Consider the following 21,095-nt stretch of genomic DNA (forward strand, 5'->3'; position numbering starts at 1 on the left):
CGGCGGCCACCGGAATACTCGTGACCGGCCTGCTCGCGGGGCCGGCGAGCGCACAGGGGGAGACGCCCGGCGGAGCGAGCGGCACGGTCGCCCGCACCGTGGGCGACGCCCGCTACGAGCCGGGCCCCTGTCCGAGGACGCCGGAAGCGCTCGAGGAGCTGAAAGGGGCCCGGTGCGGCACGCTCACCGTGCCCGAGAACCGCGCCAAGACGGACAGCCGGAAGATCACCCTGGGTGTCGCGATCGTGCCGGCGACCTCGGACAAGCCGAAACCCGACCCGATCGTGGTGCTCGTCGGCGGACCCGGCAACGACGCCGTCGGTCAGGCGAAGATGATCGTCGGCGGCCGCCTGAACACCGACCGGGACGTGATCCTCATGTCCCAGCGCGGCACCTATTCGGCCGACCCGGAGCTCACCTGCCGCAACATAGACGAGTTCGAAGCACGCGCCGTCGGCCTCGTCTACAACGCGCCGTCCACCGAGCGCGAGCACCTCGCGGTCATCCAGGCCTGCCACGACCGACTCGCCGCCCGCGGCGTCGACCTCGGCGCCTACAACGACATCCAGAGCTCCGCCGACTACGCCGACCTGCGCCGCGCGCTGAACCTCCCGCAGTGGAACGTGTACGGCATCTCCTACGGAACCCACCTGGCGCTCGGCTACATGCGCGACCACCCGGAGGGAATCCGCTCGGTCGCACTCGACGGCGTCCTGCCACCGTCCAAGGCGGGATTCGCGCAGGCATGGAGCAGCGCCAAGCAAGGCATCGACAGCATGTTCAAGGCATGCGAGGAGCAGCCGGCGTGCAACAGCCGCTACCCGGACCTGCCCGCCACCTTCGACAGGATGATCCATCAGCTCACGGCCAAACCGATCACCACCACCGTCAAGACCCCCGGCAGCCCCGAACCCGTGAAGGTGGTCCTGGACGGCGGAGCCCTGATGAACTGGATGACCACCGCCACCCACGTGGCCCCCGGCGTCCCCCGCTCGCTCGACGAACTGGCCCACGGCAACCCGCAGCGGGTCGCCGAGCAGTGGGCGGCGAGCAGGGTCACCCCGGAGTACGACGGCCGGATCTCCCACGGCCTCGAGTACGGCGTGTTCTGCAGCTCGATGGTGCCGTACGAGACCGAGGCGCAATCCGTGAAGGGCGCCGAGGCGAACTTCCCCGGCTTCCCCGCCTCGGTACAGGCCCAGGCCCCCCAGTTCACCTTCGTACGCGAGGACTGCGCCGGCTGGAACGTCCCCGCGGTCCCGCCGTCGGCCCGGGAGGTCACCCGCAGTGACATCCCCACCCTCGTCATGTCGGGCGGATTCGACTCCCAGACCGGCGCCGAGAGCGGCACGTACGTGGCCCGCACCCTGCCCCGATCCACCGTCGTCACCATCCCGTACAACCCCCACGTGGTCCTCGCCACGTCGAAGTGCGCGCAGTCCATCGCCGTCTCGTTCTTCAACACCCCCACGGCCCCGAACACGGGCTGCCTCAAGGACGTGGAGCCCCCGAAGTTCGAGATCGGTCCTTGACGCGACCTAAGCCTCGGGTGTGATGCCCGAGGTTCCAGTAGCGGTGTCCGCGGCGTCGAAGTGCTTGGCCGCCCGGTCGAAGTAGCGCAGCAGCTCGACCGGGAACGGCATCACGAGGGTGGAGTTCTTCTCCGCCGCCACCTCGACCACCGTCTGCAGCAAGCGCAACTGCATCGCCTCCGGCGTATCGGCCGTGATCCGTGAGGCCGATGGTTGTACTCTGCGCAGCCCGCCCTTGACCTGCGATGAGCGGCAGGGAGCAGACAAACCGGGAGTTTCCTTACGCTTCGGACCATACCCAAGTCCGACATCTAGCTTTCGGATGTTTCCGCAGGTCAGTCCCCCTGATCCCTTCGGGTGCGTCTTGCCGGCGTGAAAACATGGCTGCGGCGCCTGCCCGCCGATGCCGGTAGCTCGTTGGGACGTTGAGCCCGTAGGTCAGTCTGGTGCCGGGGCCGCAGAGGGGCCACGCACTGTTGCCATCGAGCACGTCGGTCAGATTCTCGCTCCCCCCGCGGCCCCTTGGGCAGGCGTCGGCCCGTACGGACCAATACCGGGGTCAGCCGAGATACGGCCGGAAGGGATAGTAGGGCGATCTCGAGAGGCTGACTTGCCCCGCGTGCATGGCTGTTGCGGAGGTTGCGCGTGGTGGGGCGGGATATGTTGATCTGGGCCAGTTCATAGCCCCGGGTTTCCGTCATTCGCGCACGACAACCTGTACGGGCGCCCGCCCCCGGTACCCCGAGGGGCGGACGCCCTGCCGCTCCGGCCCTCAGGCGAGGGGGTTGCGGGCGGATTTGGAGCCCTCGGAGCAGGGGTCGGTGCCCCACTCCTCGTTGCAGATGATGAGTGCGATGTTGGCGATGTTGTAGCCGTCCGAGAGGCTCAGGCCATTGTGCGGCGTCCCGCTCCCGTTGCAGCCGTTGTAGTCGTAGCGGAGCGTCGAGGTTGTCCAGTACTGACCGTTCGTCCGGTAGACCTTGAACTTCGCGTACACCGGGTTGGCATTGCACTTGGTGTCGCGGACGGTGAGGTTAATGTTGGACAGGCTGCCCGGGCCTGCCCACGTCCACGAGGCGCTCGCCGTGCCGTATCCGCTGGTCACCGAGGCGGATCCGGTAGCGGCGTGGGCGGTGCCTGGAAGCGCGAGGACGACCGCGGCGGCGGCCGCGGCGGTCGGCAGGGCATGACGGATGCGCATCGTTCCCCCTGGTCGGTCGCTGATGACGGGCCGAACCTAGCGCCCCGTCCCGGCAGAACGACAGGCTCCATAGCAAAGCCCCAGGTCAGCGACCTGGGGCTTGTTTGTTGTCTAGACCTATTGGGTGCCATGCGCGCCACGAGCTCGCTGAGGCAGAGCTCCGGGCGGGCTCCCCCGAGCCCGACGACCACGCGCTGTGGCCGGTCGCACAGTTGTGGGTCTGGCGGGGCTGCGGCCGGTTCTGCGATGCTTCCGTCCGACAAGCGACGGCGGAACGAGGAAGCCGGTGAGATTCCGGCACGGTACCGCCACTGTGTAGGGGGAGCGACTCCACCCATGGCCACCGCCCCATCCGGGGGTGGGAAGGCCGGAGAAGCCGTGATCCCGAGTCAGGAGACTCACGCCGTCGCACCTCGATGTACGGGGCGGATTTCCCCAGGAGAGGCGGTGGCACCCGTGTGCCTGCGTATGTGCGGTGGCGGCTTCACGCTGCCCGCGGTTCTTCGGAGCCGGCCTGCCCGGGTTGATTCCTGCGCCCGTTCCCTCAGGTTCTGACGACCCCCTCCCCCAGCGGGTTCCTTCCCGTACGCCCGCATCACGTGCCCTGCGTACCAGTGCTGCGCACTGCCCATGAACGTCACCAGGAGTCACCTTGTCCGTACGATCCGCCATGCCCAGTCGCCGTCAGGCAGCCGTGGTGGCCTTCCTCGCCGCCGCCCTCACGCTCACCGCGTGCGGCAGCGACGCCGGCCCGCCCGCCGACGCCAAGGCCCAGGCCGCCGGGGAGGGTTGCATCAAGGACTTCGACCCGGCCAAGGACTACTTCCCGGTCAAGTCGACGGTGGAGCACGCCAAGAACTTCACGCTCCGGTACGAGAAGAGCTACCAGGTGCTCACCGTCAACGAGCCCTTCCCCAAGGGGAAGCCCGAGTCGTACGTCCTGGTCAAGTGCGGTGCGCCAAAGCCGGAGTTGACCGGTGAGCTGGCGTCCGCGCAGCAGGTCACGGTTCCGGTCAAGAGCCTGTACTCCGCCTCCACCACCCACCTGCCGCTGCTCACCGAGACCGGCGCCCTCGACGTGCTGACGGGGGTGGCGAGCACCGCGACCATCTCCTCCGCCCAGGTGATCGAGCGGGTGAAGGCAGGGAAGGTCACCGAGTACGCCAAGGACCGTACGCTCAACGCCGAGACGGTCATCGGCGCCAAGCCGGATGTACTGATGACCCAGGGCACCGACGACCCGCAGTACCCGAAGCTGCGCCAGGCCGGAATCGCCGTCGTCGCCAACGCCGAGTGGCTGGAGGCCAGTCCGCTCGGCCGCGCCGAGTGGGTCAAGGCGATGGCCGCGCTCACCGGGGCGGAGCAGCGAGCCGGCGAGGTCTTCGACACCATCGAGACCGACTACCGGAAGGTCGCCGAGAAGGGCGCACAGGCGGTAAAGGAGGGCAAGGCCGTCGAAATCCTGCCCGGCACGATGTATCAGGGCACCTGGTACATGCCCGCCGGCGGCAGCTACGCCGCCCAGCTGATCAAGGACGCGGGCGGCACCTACCCCTGGGCCGGCGAGGCGGGCACCGGCAACCTGCAGCTGAACTTCGAGGCCGTGTACGCCAAGGGCGGCGAGGCCCCGGTCTGGATCGCCGACCAGAAGTGGAAGTCCACCGCCGACGCGGTGAAGGCGGACAACCGGTACGGGCAGTTGAAGGCTCTCTCCGGCGGTGCGGTCTGGACGAACACCAAGGCGCTCGGCTCCGGCGGCGGCAACGACTACTTCGAGCGCGGCGTGCTGCGCCCTGACCTGGTCCTCGCCGACCTCTTCGCGCTGATGCACCCGGACCAGGCGAAGGACCACACGTTCACCTTCTACCAGCCGGTGCCGAAGGCGTGACGACGCACACGGCAACCGCGCCGACCGCCGTCCCGGATGCCCCCGACGCCCCGCGGCCGCTGCGGGCGGGGCGGCGGCGCCTCGCCGTCGTCCTCGCCCTCGCGGCCGGTACCGCCACGCTGTTCGTCCTCACCATCGCGACCGGCTCCCACCCGGTGCCGGTCGCGGAGGTGGTGCGGATCCTGTTCGGCGGCACCGCCGAGGACCCGCGATGGACGGTGATCGTCGAGCAGGTGCGGCTGCCGCGCGCGCTGACCGCCGCCGCCGTCGGTGCCGCCCTGGCGGTGGCGGGCGCACAGATGCAGACCTTGTTCCGCAACGCGCTGGCCGACCCGTTCTCCCTCGGGGTGAGTTCGGGCGCGAGCATGGGCGTCGCCGCCGTGGTGGTCGGCACCGGCGGGGTGGCCGGAAGCTTCACCGGAAACCTCGCCGGACTGGGGCGTGGGGGCGTCGTCCTGGCCGCCTCGCTCGGCGCCGCCGCCGTGCTGGCCCTCGTACTGCTGCTCTCGCGATGGGTCCAGTCGGCCGTCACCCTGCTCGTCATCGGTGTCATGATCGGGTCGGCGGCCACCGCCGTGGTCGGCGTGATGCTCGTCTACGCCCGTCCCGAACGCGCCCAGCAGTTCGTCATGTGGGGCCTGGGCAGCTTCAGCGCCACGACCTGGCCCGACCTCCAGGTCATGCTGCCCGTCATCGGTGCCGGCCTGCTGACCGCGCTGCTGACCGCGAAACGCCTCAACGCCCTGCTGCTCGGCGAGGACTACGCCCGCACCATGGGGCTGAACGTGCGGCGCAGCCGCGATCTGGCCCTGCTCGGCACGTCGCTGCTGGCGGGCGCGGCGACCGCGTTCTGCGGCCCCGTCGCCTTCCTGGGCCTCGCGGTGCCGCATCTGACGCGGGTGGCGCTGGGGACCTCGGACCACCGGGCGCTCATCCCGGCGTCCATGCTCGCCGGGGCCTTCCTCGCGCTGGCGTGCGCGCTGCTGAGCCAGCCGCCCGGCACGGATTCCGTGCTGCCGCTCAACGCCATCACCTCACTGTTCGGCGCCCCCGTCGTCATCGCGTTCCTGATCCGCAGCCGTCGCGGCGTACAAGGAGTGGCCTCGTGACCGACACGATGACCGGACCCGTCACGGACACGGCCGACCGACCGGACCGGACCGGCGGCCTGGTCACCCAGGGGCTCGCCGTCGGCTACCGCACCCGGTCGCCGCGCCGCCGCGGCACGGGGCGTGCCGTGCTCTCGGGGCTGGACCTCCAGGCGCGGGCCGGCGAACTGACCGTCCTGCTCGGCCCCAACGGCGCGGGCAAGTCCACTCTCCTGCGCACCCTGTGCGGGCTCCTGCCGCCGCTCGACGGCCGGATACGCATCGGTGGCGCCGACCTCGCACGGCAGCGGCCGGCCGCGCTCGCCCGGCGGCTCGCGGTCGTCCTGACCGACCGGGTGGACCCCGGGCTGCTGTCCGTACGAGAACTGGCCGGGCTCGGCCGCCACCCGCACACCGGCTTCACCGGCCGCCTCACGGCCGCGGACCACGCGGCCGTCGAGTGGTCGCTGGGGGCGGTGGGGGCCGGGCATCTGGCCGACCGGCCGGCCGCCGAGCTCTCCGACGGCGAGCGCCAGCGCGTCCTGACCGCCCGCGCCCTCGCCCAGGAACCCGAGGTCGTCCTCCTCGACGAGCCGACCGCCTTCCTCGACGTCCCCTCACGGGTGGCGCTCACGGTGCTGCTGCGGGACCTCGCCCGGGACAAGGGCCTGACCGTCGTGGTCAGTACGCACGATCTGGAGCTGGCCCTGCGGGTGGCCGATGCGGTCTGGCTCGTCGACCGCGACTCCCGCGTCCACGCCGGCGCGCCCGAGGACCTGATCCGCGGCGGAGCCGTGGGCGCCGCGTTCGACGCCGACCACCTCGCCTTCGACCCGGTCTCCGGCACCTTCGGACTGCGCCGCGCCGAGCGGGCCCGCGTAACGGTGGACGCGCCGCCCGATGTGCTCCCGCTCCTCGAACGCGCCCTCGCCCGGGAAGGACTGGCCGTCGCGGATCCGGGCGACCCAGCCACCGGCCCGAGGGTGAGCTGGGACGGAGCGGACGGGATCGTCCTCACCAGCCCGAACGGGCGGGTCGTCCGCACGCTCAGCTTCCACGAGCTGACGCGGGCGGTACGGACGTGGTGAACGCGGTCGTCACCCCCGACACCCTGGCGCGGATCTCCACGATCGGCCCCTACTTCGCGGTGGCCACCGGCCCCCGTCCCGATGCCGACGGCTTCCGGCCGATAACCGACCTGTACGCCGACCCGGGTGTGCTTGAGGAATGCGTACGGAACGTCTCCGGGCGGCTGGGCACCGACCAGTCCAGGGTGGCCGCGTCCACCCTGCACCTGGGCACCGCCTCCCGACTCTGGTCGATCGCCCTCGCCTGCGCCGCGCTCACCGGCCGCGTCCCGGACCTGGGGCCCGACCGGCTGCGGTGGCGCCTGCCCGCCTCCGGGCCCCTCGATCTGTGGCTTCCCGACGTGCGCGAGGTGGAGCAGGATCCGCTCCCGGCCCTGCACAACACCGTCGCCGTCCAGAACCTGGCCCCGTGGGCCGACGCCGTACGGCGCGTGTCCGGCGTGTCCCCCCACACCCTGCGCGGCAACGCCGCCTCGGCGCTGATCGGAGCGCACCGCGTCCTGCTCGCCAGGCAGCCACGCACCCCGTTGCCCGTCGTACCGCTCGTCCGCGCCCTACTGGACCGGCCTCCACTGGCAGGCGCCGGTACGTACCGCGTCGCCCCCGCCGCACCGCTCGCCTTCCGACGCCGCAGCTGCTGTCTGTACTACCGGGTGCCGGGCGCGGGCACCTGCGGCGACTGCGTCCTCAACCCCAAGGAGAAGACCGCATGACCAACTCCGAGCCGACCGTCGTCGAAACTCCCGGCGGCGGCACCCAACACGTCTGGCCCCTCCCCGTCGACGAGGCCACCCTCCTCGACCTCGTCACCACCGTCTTTACCGACCACTGGCAGCACATCCACTTCGGACCCATCATCGAAGGCGCCGCCTGGGAGGTCGGGGCCCCGGGCGCCCCCACCGCCATCACCATGAACGACGGCTACGCCACCGTCGACTTCGGCGCCTGGCACTTCCACCTGTGCATCGGCGAGCACACCGCCTCCGGCCCCGAACTCGGCCGCATCCGCCGCTGCTCCCGCGCCGAGCTCTACCGCAGCCTCGGCTCCGACGGCGCCCCTGTCAGCTGGGGAGCCCGCCTGTTCAACGGCCGCGACGAGCAGATGATGACCGTCCTGCTGCCCAACCCGTTCCTCACCGACCGCCAAGAGATCCTCGACACCCCCGACTTCACCCGCCTCACCGCGTGGGACAGCCTCCGCGACCGCTTCCTGGGCCTTTCGCCCGACCCACTGGACCGCACGGGCAAGGGGTTTCGGCACAGCGGTTGAGGCAAGAGAGGCGCGCCCGGCGAGTGCTGCGTGCGGGGCCGTGCCACAACGTGCCAGTAGAGGCGGTGCACAGCGGTCAACAAGGGATACACCCGGGACCGGAGGAAGCCCCTTCGTGAAGAACATTTCCGCAGGTCAGATGGCGTTCTCCTGCCGGAGCGCCGGGTGATTCGCAAGCTTATAGCGCGGGTTCGATTCCCGTCATCCGCTCTTGAACGAGGCCCCAGGTCAGCGACCTGGGGCTTCGTCGTTGTTTAGACCGGTTCAGGAGTCCCGCACCACTTGCGCACCACTCGCCTCCGGACCGGCCTTGCCCACGGCCTCCCTCCACACGGCCTTCACCATCGCGTCCAGCCCCTCGGCGGCCTCCTACTGCCGCTCGCGGTCGGAGTGTCGGTGGACCACGGCGGTCCGGGCCGGGCAGCACTTCTCAGTCGGCGACACGGCCCTCCGGCACATGCCGAACTCCACCTGCAGGACGGGGGATTGGTAGTGATCGCAAGTGGTCGCGGAGGCGCATCGAAACGACTACCCTCTGCCTCTGCGCCTCGGGAGGGAGAGCATGCGTGCAGGACCTACAGGATGGCGACCCGAGAGGCATCGGCTCGTTTCAGCTTGCGGCACGGCTGGGCACCGGGGGCATGGGAACCGTCTATCTGGCCAGGCGCGATGGCCAGGGCGAGTACGTGGCCATCAAGACCATTAAGGGTGAGCATGCCCAGGACGAACAGTTCCGGCGCAGATTCGCCCGCGAGGCTGCTGCGGCTAGTGCTGTGCGCAGCCCGTACACGGTTCGCGTCATCGGCTTCGACACCGCAGCCCCCGATCCGTGGCTCGCCACCGAGTACGTCAACGGTCTCTCACTCCGCGCCTACGTGCAGGAAAGAGGCGCCCTGGATCTCTCGGCGACGGTCGACCTGGGATTAGGATTGACGTTCGGGCTGGCAGCGATCCATAAAGCTGATCTCGTGCACCGTGATCTCAAACCAGGCAATGTACTGATGACCCCCGAGGGTCCCAAGATCATCGACTTCGGGCTTGTTTATGCTGCAGACTTCAGTAACGCAACTCGCACCGGTACGGTCCTGGGAACGCCCGGCTATTACTCCCCGGAGCAGGTGCAGGGGCAAGCCATCGACTCTGCATCGGACGTCTATTCACTCGGCGCCGTTCTGGTCTACGCATCCTCTGGAGAGCACGCGTTCAAAGGGGTCGACGCCCTGACTGCCCAATATCACGCCGTCCATGGAAAACCCGACTTGTCGAAGGTTCCGCAAGAGTTACGCGGCTTGATCGATTCATGCATGCGCAAGGACCCCAACAGTAGGCCCAGCGTAAGTCAGCTGCATGCCTATCTGACATCTCTGCGCGACCACGGCGCCGACAAAACAGGAGTCGCCTTTCCGTGGGCACGCGTGGAGGAACCAGAGCCCCTCTTCGCTGCCACCGTCGCTACGGGAGCAAGGAAGCGGCACCACAGGCGGAAGTGGCTACCCGTGGCCGTTGCCGCGGTCTCCGCCTTCCTCGCAGCGGCAGCAACATTCGGGCCGCCCATTCTCCGACGGGACGAGGCCGGCAGGAAAGACGCCGCCACCACCCCGACCGCGTCACAGACACCAGTACAACCCGCCCCATCCCCCTCCTCTTCGGAGAAGGGGGATGACGAGTACACCAGCAGGCTCATCGGGGCACTGGACTACAACCCTGTCAAAGACAAGTGTGTCATGGACCTGGGCGCCCCAGTCGATGCAGCGGACGGATTCGGCGTCACGGTGACCCCCGTAGCGCGCCACGGAGAATATCTATCCAAAGCCGCCATCAAGGTTCGAATAAATCCAAACATACGACTGGATGAGAGAGTGGTCATCCATGTCAAATTCCCGAAAGGCGAGGACGTCCATTTACTCTTTCCCGAAGGGAAGACGGAGTGGTCGTTCAATTGGCCTGACCAGGTAGCTACGCAGCTGCCACGCCCGCTCAATGAGACGGCCCCTGTGGCACTGTTCGGCGCATACACAGTGGTTGTCGTTCAGGGATCGGTTCAGGTTTGCGGCGGCTTCATGGGAGATATCAAGGGGTACAGCACAACCACTTGATGAGCGACACGCCCTGCCGCGCAGCGCCTCCGTGCACGACAGCCGCACTCTGAAGCCGCTCGCACGTCGCCCCATTCCGCCATCCGCTCCACGACAAAGCCCCAGGTCACAGTCCCGGGGCTTGTTTGTTGCCTAGACCTCCCACCCCCTGCCATGCCCTGCACGCACCTCAACTCCCGTTCAGATGCCGCGCACCAGCTCCGCACACCCTCCCGTGTTGAGTCGAGGTCGCCACAGACACATATCTCAACTATGAGAGTTGTCATACACTGGAGCCTATGGAGACGAAGACGTACACGACCATCGACCTTCGTAAGGGGATGGGCGAAATCCTGGACCGGACCCGGATCGCCGGCGAGGCCGCGGCTATCACCCGCAAAGGGAAGACCGTCGCCTACTTGGTTCCAGCCGAGTGGTTCGAGCAGATGACCAGCCGACAGCAGCCGCACGAAGCCCGGCAGGACGCGGCCTGACCCTCCGCCCAAGGAGCCCCGAACTATGCCCGCCCATGCACTCCACTTCGAAGAGTACGAGGGGGAACCCCGGCGGTTGCCGCCCATGCCCGAACGCACCCCCCAAGCGCTCCGGCTGGCGATCCAGGAACACGCCCCACACCTCCTCCCCGACTTCGAAGCCCACTGGAAGCGCGTCATCGGCAACGCCTTCAGCGTCACACCAGTGCCAGCGTTCATGCGCCTGTGGTGGACGCAGTACGCCATAGCGCGAGATCCCGTCCTTGACTCCCACATGCGCGATCTCGAAGCTCGCGCCGCCACGTCCGAAGACCCCGAGGAGTCCATGCGGCTTCTGGAGGAGTACAGCCGTCTTCGGCACGAAGCCGCCGAGAGGGAGCCGGGCGAGTGATCGACGAACCACCCCGGCCACCCTGGCAGATGGACTGGACGAAGCAGGCTCAGGACGACTTCCAGAGCATGCCCGCCGAAGGCCGGGACCTGGTCATCAGCGCCCGCGCCGAGCTGGTCACTGCCGACGACGCCTATTTCCGGGGAATCGACGCCGATGCCTCGCTTCCGCATTGGATGACCGTCCGGCCGTTGGCCTCCACCAACCCCGGCGGCCCCCACATCGTGGACTTGGCCGGCGGACGGGGCTGGCTCGTCTACACCTTCATAGGCCGACACGCCGCGCCCCAGATCGTCGTGACCGAAGCCTTCTGGGCCTGACCCCGGCGCCGCCTCAACCCCGCATCACGGAGGCATCCACTCCGGCGCTCCCGCCGGGAGGAGCGTGCCACAACGTGCCAGTAGGACCGGTATGCAGCGGTCATCAAGGGGGCCGCCGAAGCAATCACGACGAGGCCGTCAGCGCACGTTCCTACAGGTCAGGCGCCATGCACGGGCCCAAGTGCCGTGTGATTCCCAAGCTTATAGCGCGGGTTCGATTCCCGTCATCCGCTCGTGAACGAAGGTCCCGGTCACAGACCGGGGCCTTCGTCGTTCAGAGCAAATGCGGTGGCGGCACGACCAGGACCATTGCGAGGAGGCGTGGCCGCATGCGGGGCAGCGCCTGGGTCTCGAACCATCCTCCGGAAGGAAGCGTGTGGCGGCGAGCCGTACCGGGGGTGGGGTCGCCGAGTTCGGACGGGTCGACACCGAGGTTGGCCAGTTCGACGATCTGGTCGGCAACGGCCTTCACCTCGTCCCGGACGGACTTCGGATAGCCCACCTCGTCCTCGGCATGGAAGGCGTACTCCCACACCCAGCGGTCGTCGGTCACCAGGCAGCCCCGCCGGCGGTACGGAGGCCGGCCTCGATGGCGGCAGCGTTGCGGATGCGGCTGATCTCGCCGGCGATGTCTCGGGCCTCGCCAAGGTCGGTGACCTCTCCGGCGCGGGCTTCCAGGGCGTGGAGCCTGGCGGCGGTCTCCGGGTGCCGGGCAATGGCCACTTCGACGGCCCAAGCCTCCGTGAATGCGCGTAGGGGAACCGCTGAGACCTCGGCGCGGGCACGGGCCGTGCTGGCCGCGCGGTCGCGGTCGAAGTCGGCAAGGAGATGTGGGGCAACCTGAGCGAGCGCCGCGCGGATGGCCTCGGGCTGGGTGGGGGGCTGCGGGACGGCGGACGGCTGGGGCGCGGTGCTCATGCGGCTTCGGTCCTTTCCTCCTGATCCGGTTCGCCTGCCCGGTAGGCGTTGGCGAGGGCGGTGACGTGCTGGCGAGACCAGCCGACGCGGCGGCCTACCGCGGCCTTCTGCCCGTAGCGGTCGGCGGAGCCGATGCGGCCCGCCGTACGGTTGAGGTGCACCTGGGCCCGCGCGAGGGCCTCCTCGGCTCGGCGGACGACCTTGAGGGCGTCGTCCAGGTCGGCCTTCTCGGCGTCAGTGAGGGGGTCGCTCGTAGCTCGCACAGCCCGAGCATAAACCGTCATCTTGATGTGACGCTATGACGCCACCCGGAAGCGCGATCGCGGCGAGAACAGGTACGGCAGGCGGCGATGGGCAAACGACGCCGAGCCGCAGCCCGTCATGTCGGCGACCGCCAGGATGGCCCCGAGTGCGCGACGCCAGCCCACCGGAGGCCGTGCCACAACGTGCCGGTAGGAGCGGTAAACAGCGGTCACGAGAGGAGTCGCCCAGCGGGCCGACGCAAGGTCGCGAGTAACCGTTCTCGCAGGTCAGAGCCACATTCCGCCGCAAGTACCGGGTGATTCCCAAGCTTATAGCGCGGGTTCGATTCCCGTCATCCGCTCCACGACAAAGCCCCAGGTCAGCGACCTGGGGCTTTGCTGCTTCCGGTTATTCCGGCTGGTAGGCGCTGATCGCGTCGGCCATGGGCTTGCCGAAGGTCATGTCACCCGGCGGGACGGGGCGGTCGTCGAGGGACAGGACCATCTTGGCCTCGTCGGGGCCGGCGCTCAGGGAGCAGGTGACACCGTGGGCGTCGGCACGTTCGAAGCCGAACCTCGGGTAGTAGGTGGGGTGTCCGAGGACGGTGACGGTGTGTTCACCCAGGGCGCGGGCGGCGTCGAGGCCGGCGCGGATGAGGGTGCTGCCGATGCCGGTGCCCTGGTGGGCGGGGTCGACGGAGACCGGGGCGAGGGTGAGCCCCGGGGTGCCGCCGATGCCGGCGCGGGTGAACAGGATGTGCGCGATGACGGTTCCGTTCTCGTCCTCGGCGACGAGGGAGAGTTCGGGGATCCAGCACGCGTCGGCGCGCAGGGCGTCCACGAGATCGGCGTCCTCCGGGGAGCCGAAGGCCGCGGTGATCACCTCGCGTACCCGGTCGATGTCGTGCGGGGTCTCGGTCCTGATCTTCACTGCTGGGGTGTTCCGTTTCTGTGGAGGTGATGGTCGTGGGCAGGGGTGCCGTGGGTGGGGCGCGGCTTCGGGTGCGCCCCGCCCGCAGCCGACGCGGCCGGGTCACAGGGTGAGCAGGACGCGGCCGGCGGCTTTGGGGTCGGCGAGGGGTCTGAGGGCGAGGCGGACCAGGGCGAGCGGGTTGTCGTCGCCGGCGATGCGGTTGGCGCTGAGCTCGCCGCAGGAGGCGCACTGGTGGATGATCAGCCACTCGCCGTCGGTGCGGACGGACATGCCCAGCGCCTCCATCCGGCCGCGGCAGTCCGCGTCGCGGTCGCCCGGGATCTTCCGGTCGACGTGCAGGCTCGCCAGGCAGTTCGGGCAGTGGTTGCGGTGCGCGGTGCCGGGCGCGTCCAGGGAGACGTCGAGGCGGCAGGACGTGCACCGGAAGTCGTTCGCCCGGTGTCCGCCCTGGGTGTGCAGGACGTCCTTGTGCCGCTGCGGGCGGCGCCGCCCACGACTGCTCTTGTTGTTGCGTGACATGACGGTGCTCCTTCCTGTCCGGGCGCTCAGAGAGTTCCGAACGCTTCGAGCGGGAAGGGCGGTTGGGCCAGCGGGCGGACCGCCATGCGCATCAGGATCAGCTGGTTGCCGTCCGCGCTGACCGGGTTCGAGGTGAGCTCGGCGCAGCGCGCGCAGCGGTGGATCACCATCCAGTCACCGGTGCGGAGCACGGCGATGGCGATCGGGGACATCCGGCCCTCGCAGTCGCTCGGGCCGCCCTCGATGTGATCGAGGACGTGCCGGGAGTGCAGGCAGGACGGGCAGTGGTTGCGCAGCACGCCGTCGGCGGCGTACGCGGACACGGTCAGCCCGCACCACGCGCAGGCGAAGGTGCTGAGGTTGAGAGTGTTGTTGGTGGTGGTGTGGCTGGACACCCGGGTGCTCCTTGCTGGAAGTGGGTCAAGACAGCAAGAGCAGGCCAAGTGGCCTCGTCAGAAGGCAGCCCGACAACGCCGCAGAACGGCGGACAGGCAGGTCAGAGCACCGGAGGACACGTCCGGCAGCGGCCCGGAGAAACGGGCAGCGAAAAGCAGCGGACGGTTACGCGGTACGGCGAGGCGCACTCGGCGCGGGCCGGGACATCAAACACCCTTTTCCAGGGCACACAGGCCCAGAACGAATCAGAACGACCTTCGAAGGTTAACAGGATGCCTTCCGGGGGTGTCAACGCATTATTCGACCGAGCGGACCCCCGAGTGTCGGCAGTGACGCGCGCACCCCGGAACGGCACGCGGTGAGTTCGGGCCACCCTTGCCACCGATCGCATCGGCGAACCCGGCCTCGCGTACGCGCGAGTCTCCGCCCGTATCCGAGGCTCGGGCCGGAAAGGATCTGTTTCCGCAGGTCAGAGGCCATATGACACCGCTCCGCGCAGTAGATTCCCAAGCTCAGATCAGCGACCTGGGGCTGGTTTGTTCTCCATGACTGCCGTAACGGGGCGTCGGATTGGGCGGCGAATCGCATGGGGGCTAAGGGCGGTCCTGAGGGGTCAGCCCGTCCTCCCGCACCCGCAGGGCCAGGTCGATCTTCGTGTACGTCGGGCGACCCGCCCGCTGGTACTTCTCCTTGACCCGGTCCAGGTAGTACTTGGCGGTGTTCGGACTGACGCCCGCCCGCCGCGCGGTGGCCTTCAGCGTGAGCCCGGAGGCGTAGTCGAGCAGGACCTGGAGCTCGCGCGGCGCCAGCGGCGGCCGGGCCGGGCCGGTGTCGTGCGCCCAGGCGAAGGCCAGCTCGACGGAGTGCGCCGTACCACCCCCGGCCACCGTCTCCACGGCGCCCACGAGCGTCTCCAGGGAGTGGTCCTTGGTGAGGTAGCCGTCCGCCCCGGCAGCCACCGTCCCGTTGATCCGGGCCGGGTCCGCGACCGTACTGATCACCAGCACCCGGCTGCCCTCCGCACACAGCCGCCGGACGTTCTCCTCGGGGACGGAGCCGTCGCGCAGCACCAGGTCGAGCAGCACCACGTCGGCGGCCCGGCCGCCCACCGCGAGCAGCTCGTCCACCGTCTCCACCGCGGCCAGCAGCCGCAACCGCTCCACCCCGGCCAGCCAGGAGCTCAGGCCCTCGCGCAGCATCCGGTCGTCGTCCACCACGGCCACGGTGATCACGCGAGCCACCGCAGCTGCACGCTGGTGCCCTCGCCGGGGGCGCTGTCGACCTCGGACCGTCCGCCCATCTCGGCCAGCCGGGCGTGGATGGAGCGCCTCAGCCCGGTCCCTGAGTCCGGAGTGCCGCCCCCCGGGGCTCCCGGAGAGAAGCCGACGCCCCGGTCCACCACCGTGATGGACACGCCCCCGCCCACCCCGACGGCCGTCAGGAAGGCCTGTCCGGTCGCGGCGTGGCACCGTACGTTGTTCAGCGCCTCGGACACGGCGGCCGCGAGGGCGGTGGCCACGGGGCGGGGCACCGCCGGCAGTTCGTGGTACTGGGCGGTGACCTTCAGGCCCAGGCACTCGGCCGAGTGCACCGCTTCCTCCAGCGCGGTCCCGACGGCCACCTCGGCGGCCTCCGCACCGGCGGGCTCCGGGTCGTCCTCGCGCTGGATCAGCCGCCGCAGGTACGCGGCCTCGCGGGCGCACCGCTCGCGCACCAGGGGCGCGTTGGCGTCCACCCGGCCGGCGGCGATCGTGGTCAGCGTGGCCAGCACGGTGTCGTGCAGGGCCCGGTGGTGCGCGATCCGCTCCGCCTGCCGGGCCCGCTCGGCCTCGGCGGTCAGCGCCCGCTCCTTGGCCTCGTCCAGCTGGGTGCCCTGGCGACGCAGGTACCACCAGAAGACCCTGGCCATCACGGCCGAGGAGACCACCGAGTTGAGGTGCCCGACGAGCGCGGACCCCGGCGCCGCCTCCGGCCCGATCACCCACAGGTACGCGGCCAGCGTGGTGCCGAGCAGGAGCAGTACGGCCCCCACGGCCGGTCGCGGAGCCAGAGCGACGCCCGCCGCCGCGCTCACCGACCCGCCCAGCAGGAACAGCCATCCGTACACGGCCACTTCGGCGCCCCCGGGCACCCAGCCGCCGCCCGACCGCGCACCGGTCGCCAGGCACACCAGCAGCGGCACCGAGCACCCGGTCACCAGCACGTCGGCCCACACCCAGCGCCGGTCGAACCAGCCCCGTGCGTACGCGTTCCCGTACAACCACGCACTGGACGCGAGGATTCCGCCGAACACCGCCCAGGGGAGGAACTCGCCCGGCGCCTTCCGCAGCACGGCCGCGAAGCCCGCCGTCAGGTGGCTGGCCCGGTACAGGCCGGTCGCCAGCATCATGAACCGCTGGGCACGCTGCAGACCCGAGCCCACCCTCACCACAGCCTCCGCAGTGAACACACCCCCCTGAAAGGGTGGGTACCGGAAGCTCAGTGGATCTCGGTAGCTTCTCCGGCGTCAAGCTCCTCCCCGGTCAGTTGTTTCCAGTCAGGAGAGAACATGGCGCAAAAATTCCGCCGGTTCGGCAGCGGGGTCACAGCCGCTCTCACGGCGCTGTTCGTCATGCTGCTGCCCGCCTCCGCGCAGGCCGCCGAGAACCCGACGATCCGCTACAGCACCACCCCGTACAACGCCCCCATCTACGAGGTGCGGGCCGGGTACAGCTGGCAGTGTCTCGACATCCGGGGCGGGACCACCAACGCCGGCGCCATCATCCAGAGGTACGACTGCAAGGGCGCGCTGCACCAGCGGTTCACCTTCCACAGCCTGGGCAACGGCAACTTCGCGATCGGCACCTTCGGCGGCGCGCGCTGCCTCGGCGCGCAGGGCGGATCGGTCTACCAGGGCGTCTCCCTGATCCAGGCGGACGGCTGGGGCTGCGCCACCTTCACGTGGGTCTTCCAGGGTGGTGAGAAGGGCGACCACTGGGAGATCCAGGAGGTGGGCACCGGACTGTGCCTGAACGACACCGGCCGCCGCTCGCCCGTGGTGTTCGGCGCCTGCGGCACCTCCGGTGTGCCCTGGCCCACCATCTGGGTGCCGCGCTTCGACAGGTACTACAACTACGCCCAGATCGGCTAGGAGCGGGGCGGGCTTCGCCCTTGACGCAGGCGCTCCACGACAAGCCCCAGGCCGGCGGCCTGGGGCTTGTTCGTCGCCCGATCCGGATCCGCTTCGGATCCGGTCAGGACGCCGCATCGCGCACGTCGGGGCGGTTCCGTCGTGCTCGGCCAGGCCGAAGAGGAGGTCGGCCTTCAGTCGCGGGGCCGGCAGGTGGGGGCTGTCGGGCGTGTCGGTGACCAGTGGGCCGGGGTGGAAGCACGCCGCGGCGGCCACCTGGCCGGTGCGCGCCGCTGCCGCGCGCACCGCCAGCACGGCGCCCATGCAGTAGCCGACGACTCCCGCCGGGCCGGGGCGGACCTCGGGCTGGGCGGTGAGGAAGTCCAGGTAGGCCCCGGCGTCGCGGACCGCGCGCTCCACGGTGAGTTCGTCCAGCAGCGGCACGAGGCGGGCGAAGAACGCCTGGCGCTCGCACCGTCCAGCAGCATCACGCCCGCGCTCACGGGGGCGCCTAGGATCGCGGGCATGGCGCTGATCATGAGTGACGTGGAGCGGTTCGAGGCGGCCAGGCCCCGGCTGGAGGCCATCGCCTACCGGCTGCTCGGCTCGGTGGGCGAGGCGGAGGACGCCGTGCAGGAGACGTTCCTGCGCTGGCAGGCGGCTGACGTCCGGCGGATCGAGGTGCCCGAGGCCTGGCTGACGAAGGTCCTCACCAACTGGTGTCTCAACATGCTCACTTCGGCACGTGCCCGGCGCGAGACGTACGTGGGGAGGTGGCTGCCCGAGCCGCTGCTCGAAGGGGACCCGATGCTCGGCCCGGCCGACACCGCCGAACAGCGCGAGTCGGTGTCGTACGCCGTCCTCGTCCTGTTGGAGCGGCTGTCGCCGGGCGAGCGCGCGGTGTACGTGCTGCGCGAGGCCTTCGACTACCCGCACCGGGAGATCGCCGGGATCCTGGACATCACCGAGAGCGCCAGCCAGCAGATCTACCACCGGGCCAAGAAGCACGTCAGGGACGGCAGGGCGCGCACCGAGATCGACGACGCCGCCGCCCGGAGGATCGTCGAGGAGTTCCTGGCCGCGGCGACCAGCGGCCGTACCGAACCCCTCGTACGCCTGCTCACCCAGGACGCCTTCGCGGTCGGCGACGGCGGCGGAAAGGTTCCGGCCCGCGCGAAGGCGTTCGAGGGCGCGCTCGCGGTCGCCACGTTCATGCGCGGCCTGTTCAAGCCCGGCGAGGCCAAGCGGGCCCATGTCGGCGGCGCGCCCGACATCTACGCCACGACCGCCAACGGCGGGCCCGCCGTCGTGGCGGTCGTGGACGGCCGGGTCGTCGGGATCATCTGCCTGGAGGTCACCGCGGAGGGCATCGCCTCCTTCAGCAGCCAGGTCAACCCCGACAAGCTCGTCCGCGCGACCGCGCAGTGGGCCGCGGCCGGCCACACGGAGGCCCCGCTCCACACCCTCTGAGGACGTGTGACGCAGGTCACACTCCGATCCTGTCAGGAAACGGGGGCCTGCCCGGTTCAAGGTGCGAAACCACGCCGGACAACGGCGGCCCCGCCCAGACAGGAGCACGGACATGCAGCACCGCATCGTCGTCCTCGGAGCCGGCTACACCGGCGCCCTCGCCGCCGGCCGCCTCGCCAAGCGGCTGCACCGCGAGGACGTCACCATCACCCTCGTCAACCCCGAGCCCGACTTCGTCGAGCGCGTCCGGCTGCACCAGATCGCGGCCGGCCAGGACCTCAGGCCCCGGCCGTTCGCCGAGATGTTCGCGGGCACGGGCGTGGAACTGAAGCTCGCGCGGGTCACCGCCGTGGACGTGGACGGCAAGTCGGTGACGGTCGCCGGCGCGAACGGCTCCGAGCGGGAGGAACTGGAGTACGACACTCTGGTCTACGCCCTCGGCAGCGGCTGGAACGACGGGGGCGTCCCCGGCACCGCCGAACACGCCCACGAGGTCTCCAGCCGCCCCGGCGCCCTCCGCCTCCGCGACCGCCTGGCCGCCCTGGACGCCGGACGGCCCGTGGTCGTGGTCGGCGGCGGCCTGACCGGCCTGGAGGCCGCGACCGAGATCGCCGAGGCCCGCCCGGACCTGGACGTCGCCCTGGCCACCCACGGAGCCCTCGGCGACTGGCTCTCGGAGAAGGGCCGCGCCCACCTGCGGAAGGTGGTCGACGGGCTCGGCATCACGGTCCACGAACACGCCGCGGTCGACACCGTGCGGGCGGACGCCGTGACGACCGCCGACGGCCGGACCGTCCCCGCCGAGGTCACGGTCTGGACCACCGGCTTCGCCGTCCACCCGATCGCCCGGGCCACCACCCTGGAGCTCGCCGACCGCGGCCGGATCGTGGTCGACACCACGATGCGCTCGGTCTCCCACCCGGACGTCTACGCCGTGGGCGACGCGGCGATGGCGATGGGCCCGGGCGACAAGCCCCTGCGCATGTCCTGTGCCTCGGGCGTCCCCATGGCCTGGCAGGCCGCCGACGCCATCGCCGCCCGTCTCACCGGCACCAAGGTCCCCCGCGTCTCCATCCGTTACTCCCAGCAGTGCGTCTCCCTCGGCCGCAAGGAGGGCCTGATCCAGTTCGTCACCGCCGACGACCAGGCGGTCGACAGGGCCCTGACGGGCCGCCTGGCCGCCCGCTACAAGGAGCTGATCTGCAAGGGCGCGGCCTGGGGCGTCGCCAACCCGACCGTGGGCATGCCGTCCCGGCGCCGGCGGGTCGTACGGCAGGAGACCCGGAGCCGCGCACGGGCGGAGGCCGCGGCCTGACCTCCTCGGCTACGCGGTGTCCCGGTTGCCGTCGACGAAAGCGATCAGGCGTTGCACGTAAGCCTCGGGGTGGCTGAGGTGGGGGATGTGGCCGGCTCCCTCGAAGGTGTGGGTCTCGGCCTGGGGCAGGGCCTTCGCGAGCCGGTCCGTGATCGCGGCGAACCACGGGGGGCTCTGCGTGCCCTTCGACAGCAGGGCCGGGCCGGTGTAGTGCGAGAGCCCGTCGAGGTCGAGATCGGCCCATGCCGGGTCGGACTGCTCGTCCAGGACGGTGGGGGCGTTGGCGACGAAGGTGTCGCGGACCCGCTCCGGGAGGTGGTCCCAGGCGCCGGGCTCCAGCACGACCTCCTCCACGAACTGCCGTGCCGCGTCGAGCGGCCGGTCCGCCCGCAGATGCTCCAGTACGGATTCCATCGCCCGGCCGGCCTCGGCGGCCGACGGCAGCAGGTCGGGAGCGTCGGTCACGAGGCCCATGAGCGGGGGGTCGTGGGCGATGATCCCGCGGAAGAGTTCCGGCCGCCGGGACGCCAGGCCCAGTACGGTCGAGGCGCCGAAGGAGTTGCCCACCACGTACGCCGGCGCGAACCCCAGCGTCTCCATGAGCGCGGCGAGGTCCTCTTCGTCCTCGAACCGGGAGCCGGGCCCCGGCGGGCGTTCGCTCTGGCTGTGCCCCCGCCGGTCGTAGATCAGTACCCGGAACCTCAGCGCGAGGGCGCGCACGACCGGGGTCCAGGTCTCGTGGTCGCCCCATGAGCCGTGCACCAGGACCAGCGGATCGCCGTCCCCGCCGGCCTCGTAGAAGAGTTCGACACCGTTCACTTCGACCCGCGACATCCCGGTCTCCT

At 70.3% G+C, this 21,095-nt stretch carries 23 protein-coding genes, 2 pseudogenes and 1 riboswitch; of the genes and pseudogenes, 13 read left to right on the forward strand and 12 right to left on the reverse strand.

Features of this window, described 5'->3' with window-relative positions:
- Positions 1–20: 20 nt before the first annotated feature.
- Positions 21–1,532: an alpha/beta fold hydrolase gene (locus ACGFYU_RS09570; RefSeq protein WP_393826699.1), complete on the forward strand. Its 1,512-nt coding sequence runs from the start codon at positions 21–23 to the stop codon at positions 1,530–1,532.
- Between the two features lie 6 nt (positions 1,533–1,538).
- Here the strand turns inward: ACGFYU_RS09570 and ACGFYU_RS09575 are convergent.
- Positions 1,539–1,739, reverse strand: a pseudogene (locus tag ACGFYU_RS09575) (slipin family protein); the annotation flags it as partial.
- 565 nt (positions 1,740–2,304) lie between these two features.
- A complete protein-coding gene (locus tag ACGFYU_RS09580) occupies positions 2,305–2,733 on the reverse strand; it encodes a hypothetical protein (protein ID WP_365922883.1) in 429 nt (142 codons plus the stop codon).
- 235 nt (positions 2,734–2,968) lie between these two features.
- Positions 2,969–3,154: riboswitch (cobalamin riboswitch) on the forward strand.
- A gap of 249 nt (positions 3,155–3,403) precedes the next feature.
- On the opposite strand from ACGFYU_RS09580, the gene ACGFYU_RS09585 reads away from it, so the two are divergent.
- The 9 genes from ACGFYU_RS09585 to ACGFYU_RS09625 all read left to right on the forward strand — a co-directional run bounded on the left by ACGFYU_RS09585 (position 3,404) and on the right by ACGFYU_RS09625 (position 11,347).
- On the forward strand, positions 3,404–4,621 hold the full coding sequence (locus tag ACGFYU_RS09585; protein ID WP_393826700.1) for an ABC transporter substrate-binding protein: 1,218 nt from the start codon (positions 3,404–3,406) through the stop codon (positions 4,619–4,621).
- Entirely contained in the window at positions 4,618–5,730 is a 1,113-nt protein-coding gene (locus ACGFYU_RS09590) for an iron ABC transporter permease (RefSeq protein WP_365922879.1), read from the forward strand. Before ACGFYU_RS09585 ends, ACGFYU_RS09590 begins: the two co-directional genes overlap by 4 nt.
- A complete protein-coding gene (locus tag ACGFYU_RS09595; protein WP_393819234.1) occupies positions 5,727–6,797 on the forward strand; it encodes an ABC transporter ATP-binding protein in 1,071 nt (356 codons plus the stop codon). The genes ACGFYU_RS09590 and ACGFYU_RS09595 overlap by 4 nt, the downstream gene beginning before the upstream one ends.
- The gene (locus tag ACGFYU_RS09600; RefSeq protein WP_393819235.1) at positions 6,791–7,510 is read left to right on the forward strand and encodes a (2Fe-2S)-binding protein; all 720 of its coding nucleotides are present in this window, start codon (positions 6,791–6,793) and stop codon (positions 7,508–7,510) included. Before ACGFYU_RS09595 ends, ACGFYU_RS09600 begins: the two co-directional genes overlap by 7 nt.
- On the forward strand, positions 7,507–8,067 hold the full coding sequence (locus tag ACGFYU_RS09605; RefSeq protein ID WP_393826701.1) for a hypothetical protein: 561 nt from the start codon (positions 7,507–7,509) through the stop codon (positions 8,065–8,067). The genes ACGFYU_RS09600 and ACGFYU_RS09605 overlap by 4 nt, the downstream gene beginning before the upstream one ends.
- A 566-nt stretch (positions 8,068–8,633) precedes the next feature.
- On the forward strand, positions 8,634–10,163 hold the full coding sequence (locus ACGFYU_RS09610) for a serine/threonine protein kinase (RefSeq protein ID WP_393826702.1): 1,530 nt from the start codon (positions 8,634–8,636) through the stop codon (positions 10,161–10,163).
- 278 nt (positions 10,164–10,441) lie between these two features.
- Positions 10,442–10,636, forward strand: coding sequence for a type II toxin-antitoxin system Phd/YefM family antitoxin (locus ACGFYU_RS09615; protein WP_393826703.1), 195 nt, complete (start codon positions 10,442–10,444; stop codon positions 10,634–10,636).
- 25 nt (positions 10,637–10,661) lie between these two features.
- Positions 10,662–11,027: a DUF6247 family protein gene (locus ACGFYU_RS09620; RefSeq protein WP_393645041.1), complete on the forward strand. Its 366-nt coding sequence runs from the start codon at positions 10,662–10,664 to the stop codon at positions 11,025–11,027.
- A complete protein-coding gene (locus ACGFYU_RS09625) occupies positions 11,024–11,347 on the forward strand; it encodes a hypothetical protein (protein WP_393826704.1) in 324 nt (107 codons plus the stop codon). The genes ACGFYU_RS09620 and ACGFYU_RS09625 overlap by 4 nt, the downstream gene beginning before the upstream one ends.
- A gap of 274 nt (positions 11,348–11,621) precedes the next feature.
- Here the strand turns inward: ACGFYU_RS09625 and ACGFYU_RS09630 are convergent, their stop codons facing one another.
- The 8 genes from ACGFYU_RS09630 to ACGFYU_RS09665 form a co-directional block, all read right to left on the reverse strand.
- Entirely contained in the window at positions 11,622–11,900 is a 279-nt protein-coding gene (locus tag ACGFYU_RS09630) for a hypothetical protein (protein WP_393826705.1), read from the reverse strand.
- Positions 11,897–12,265 carry a hypothetical protein gene (locus ACGFYU_RS09635; protein ID WP_393826706.1) on the reverse strand — a complete coding sequence of 123 codons (369 nt, stop codon included), beginning with the start codon at positions 12,263–12,265 and terminating at the stop codon, positions 11,897–11,899. The genes ACGFYU_RS09630 and ACGFYU_RS09635 overlap by 4 nt, the downstream gene beginning before the upstream one ends.
- Positions 12,262–12,528, reverse strand: coding sequence for a hypothetical protein (locus tag ACGFYU_RS09640; protein WP_393826707.1), 267 nt, complete (start codon positions 12,526–12,528; stop codon positions 12,262–12,264). The genes ACGFYU_RS09635 and ACGFYU_RS09640 overlap by 4 nt, the downstream gene beginning before the upstream one ends.
- A gap of 388 nt (positions 12,529–12,916) precedes the next feature.
- Positions 12,917–13,438: a GNAT family N-acetyltransferase gene (locus ACGFYU_RS09645; RefSeq protein WP_393826708.1), complete on the reverse strand. Its 522-nt coding sequence runs from the start codon at positions 13,436–13,438 to the stop codon at positions 12,917–12,919.
- 102 nt (positions 13,439–13,540) lie between these two features.
- The gene (locus ACGFYU_RS09650; RefSeq protein ID WP_393826709.1) at positions 13,541–13,960 is read right to left on the reverse strand and encodes an RNHCP domain-containing protein; all 420 of its coding nucleotides are present in this window, start codon (positions 13,958–13,960) and stop codon (positions 13,541–13,543) included.
- Between the two features lie 26 nt (positions 13,961–13,986).
- Positions 13,987–14,355 carry an RNHCP domain-containing protein gene (locus tag ACGFYU_RS09655; RefSeq protein WP_393826710.1) on the reverse strand — a complete coding sequence of 123 codons (369 nt, stop codon included), beginning with the start codon at positions 14,353–14,355 and terminating at the stop codon, positions 13,987–13,989.
- 594 nt (positions 14,356–14,949) lie between these two features.
- A complete protein-coding gene (locus tag ACGFYU_RS09660; RefSeq protein WP_393826711.1) occupies positions 14,950–15,588 on the reverse strand; it encodes a response regulator in 639 nt (212 codons plus the stop codon).
- A complete protein-coding gene (locus ACGFYU_RS09665; protein WP_393826712.1) occupies positions 15,585–16,784 on the reverse strand; it encodes a sensor histidine kinase in 1,200 nt (399 codons plus the stop codon). The genes ACGFYU_RS09660 and ACGFYU_RS09665 overlap by 4 nt, the downstream gene beginning before the upstream one ends.
- A 120-nt stretch (positions 16,785–16,904) precedes the next feature.
- On the opposite strand from ACGFYU_RS09665, the gene ACGFYU_RS09670 reads away from it, so the two are divergent.
- Positions 16,905–17,486, forward strand: a complete 582-nt coding sequence (locus ACGFYU_RS09670) for an RICIN domain-containing protein (protein ID WP_393826713.1) — start codon at positions 16,905–16,907, stop codon at positions 17,484–17,486.
- A 186-nt stretch (positions 17,487–17,672) separates the two neighbouring features.
- On the opposite strand, the pseudogene ACGFYU_RS09675 reads toward ACGFYU_RS09670, so the two are convergent.
- A pseudogene (locus ACGFYU_RS09675) lies at positions 17,673–17,909 on the reverse strand (dienelactone hydrolase family protein); the annotation flags it as partial.
- Positions 17,910–17,990: 81 nt separating this feature from the next.
- Between ACGFYU_RS09675 and sigJ the strand changes: the two are divergent.
- Both sigJ and ACGFYU_RS09685 read left to right on the forward strand, forming a co-directional pair.
- Positions 17,991–18,935, forward strand: a complete 945-nt coding sequence (sigJ, locus tag ACGFYU_RS09680) for an RNA polymerase sigma factor SigJ (RefSeq protein ID WP_393826787.1) — start codon at positions 17,991–17,993, stop codon at positions 18,933–18,935.
- A gap of 112 nt (positions 18,936–19,047) precedes the next feature.
- The gene (locus ACGFYU_RS09685) at positions 19,048–20,250 is read left to right on the forward strand and encodes an NAD(P)/FAD-dependent oxidoreductase (protein WP_393826714.1); all 1,203 of its coding nucleotides are present in this window, start codon (positions 19,048–19,050) and stop codon (positions 20,248–20,250) included.
- Between the two features lie 9 nt (positions 20,251–20,259).
- Here the strand turns inward: ACGFYU_RS09685 and ACGFYU_RS09690 are convergent, their stop codons facing one another.
- Positions 20,260–21,084: an alpha/beta fold hydrolase gene (locus ACGFYU_RS09690; protein WP_393826715.1), complete on the reverse strand. Its 825-nt coding sequence runs from the start codon at positions 21,082–21,084 to the stop codon at positions 20,260–20,262.
- Positions 21,085–21,095 lie beyond the last annotated feature (11 nt).

Origin of the sequence: Streptomyces sp. NPDC048337, from assembly GCF_043201175.1 — a bacterium.
Taxonomy (GTDB): domain Bacteria; phylum Actinomycetota; class Actinomycetes; order Streptomycetales; family Streptomycetaceae; genus Streptomyces.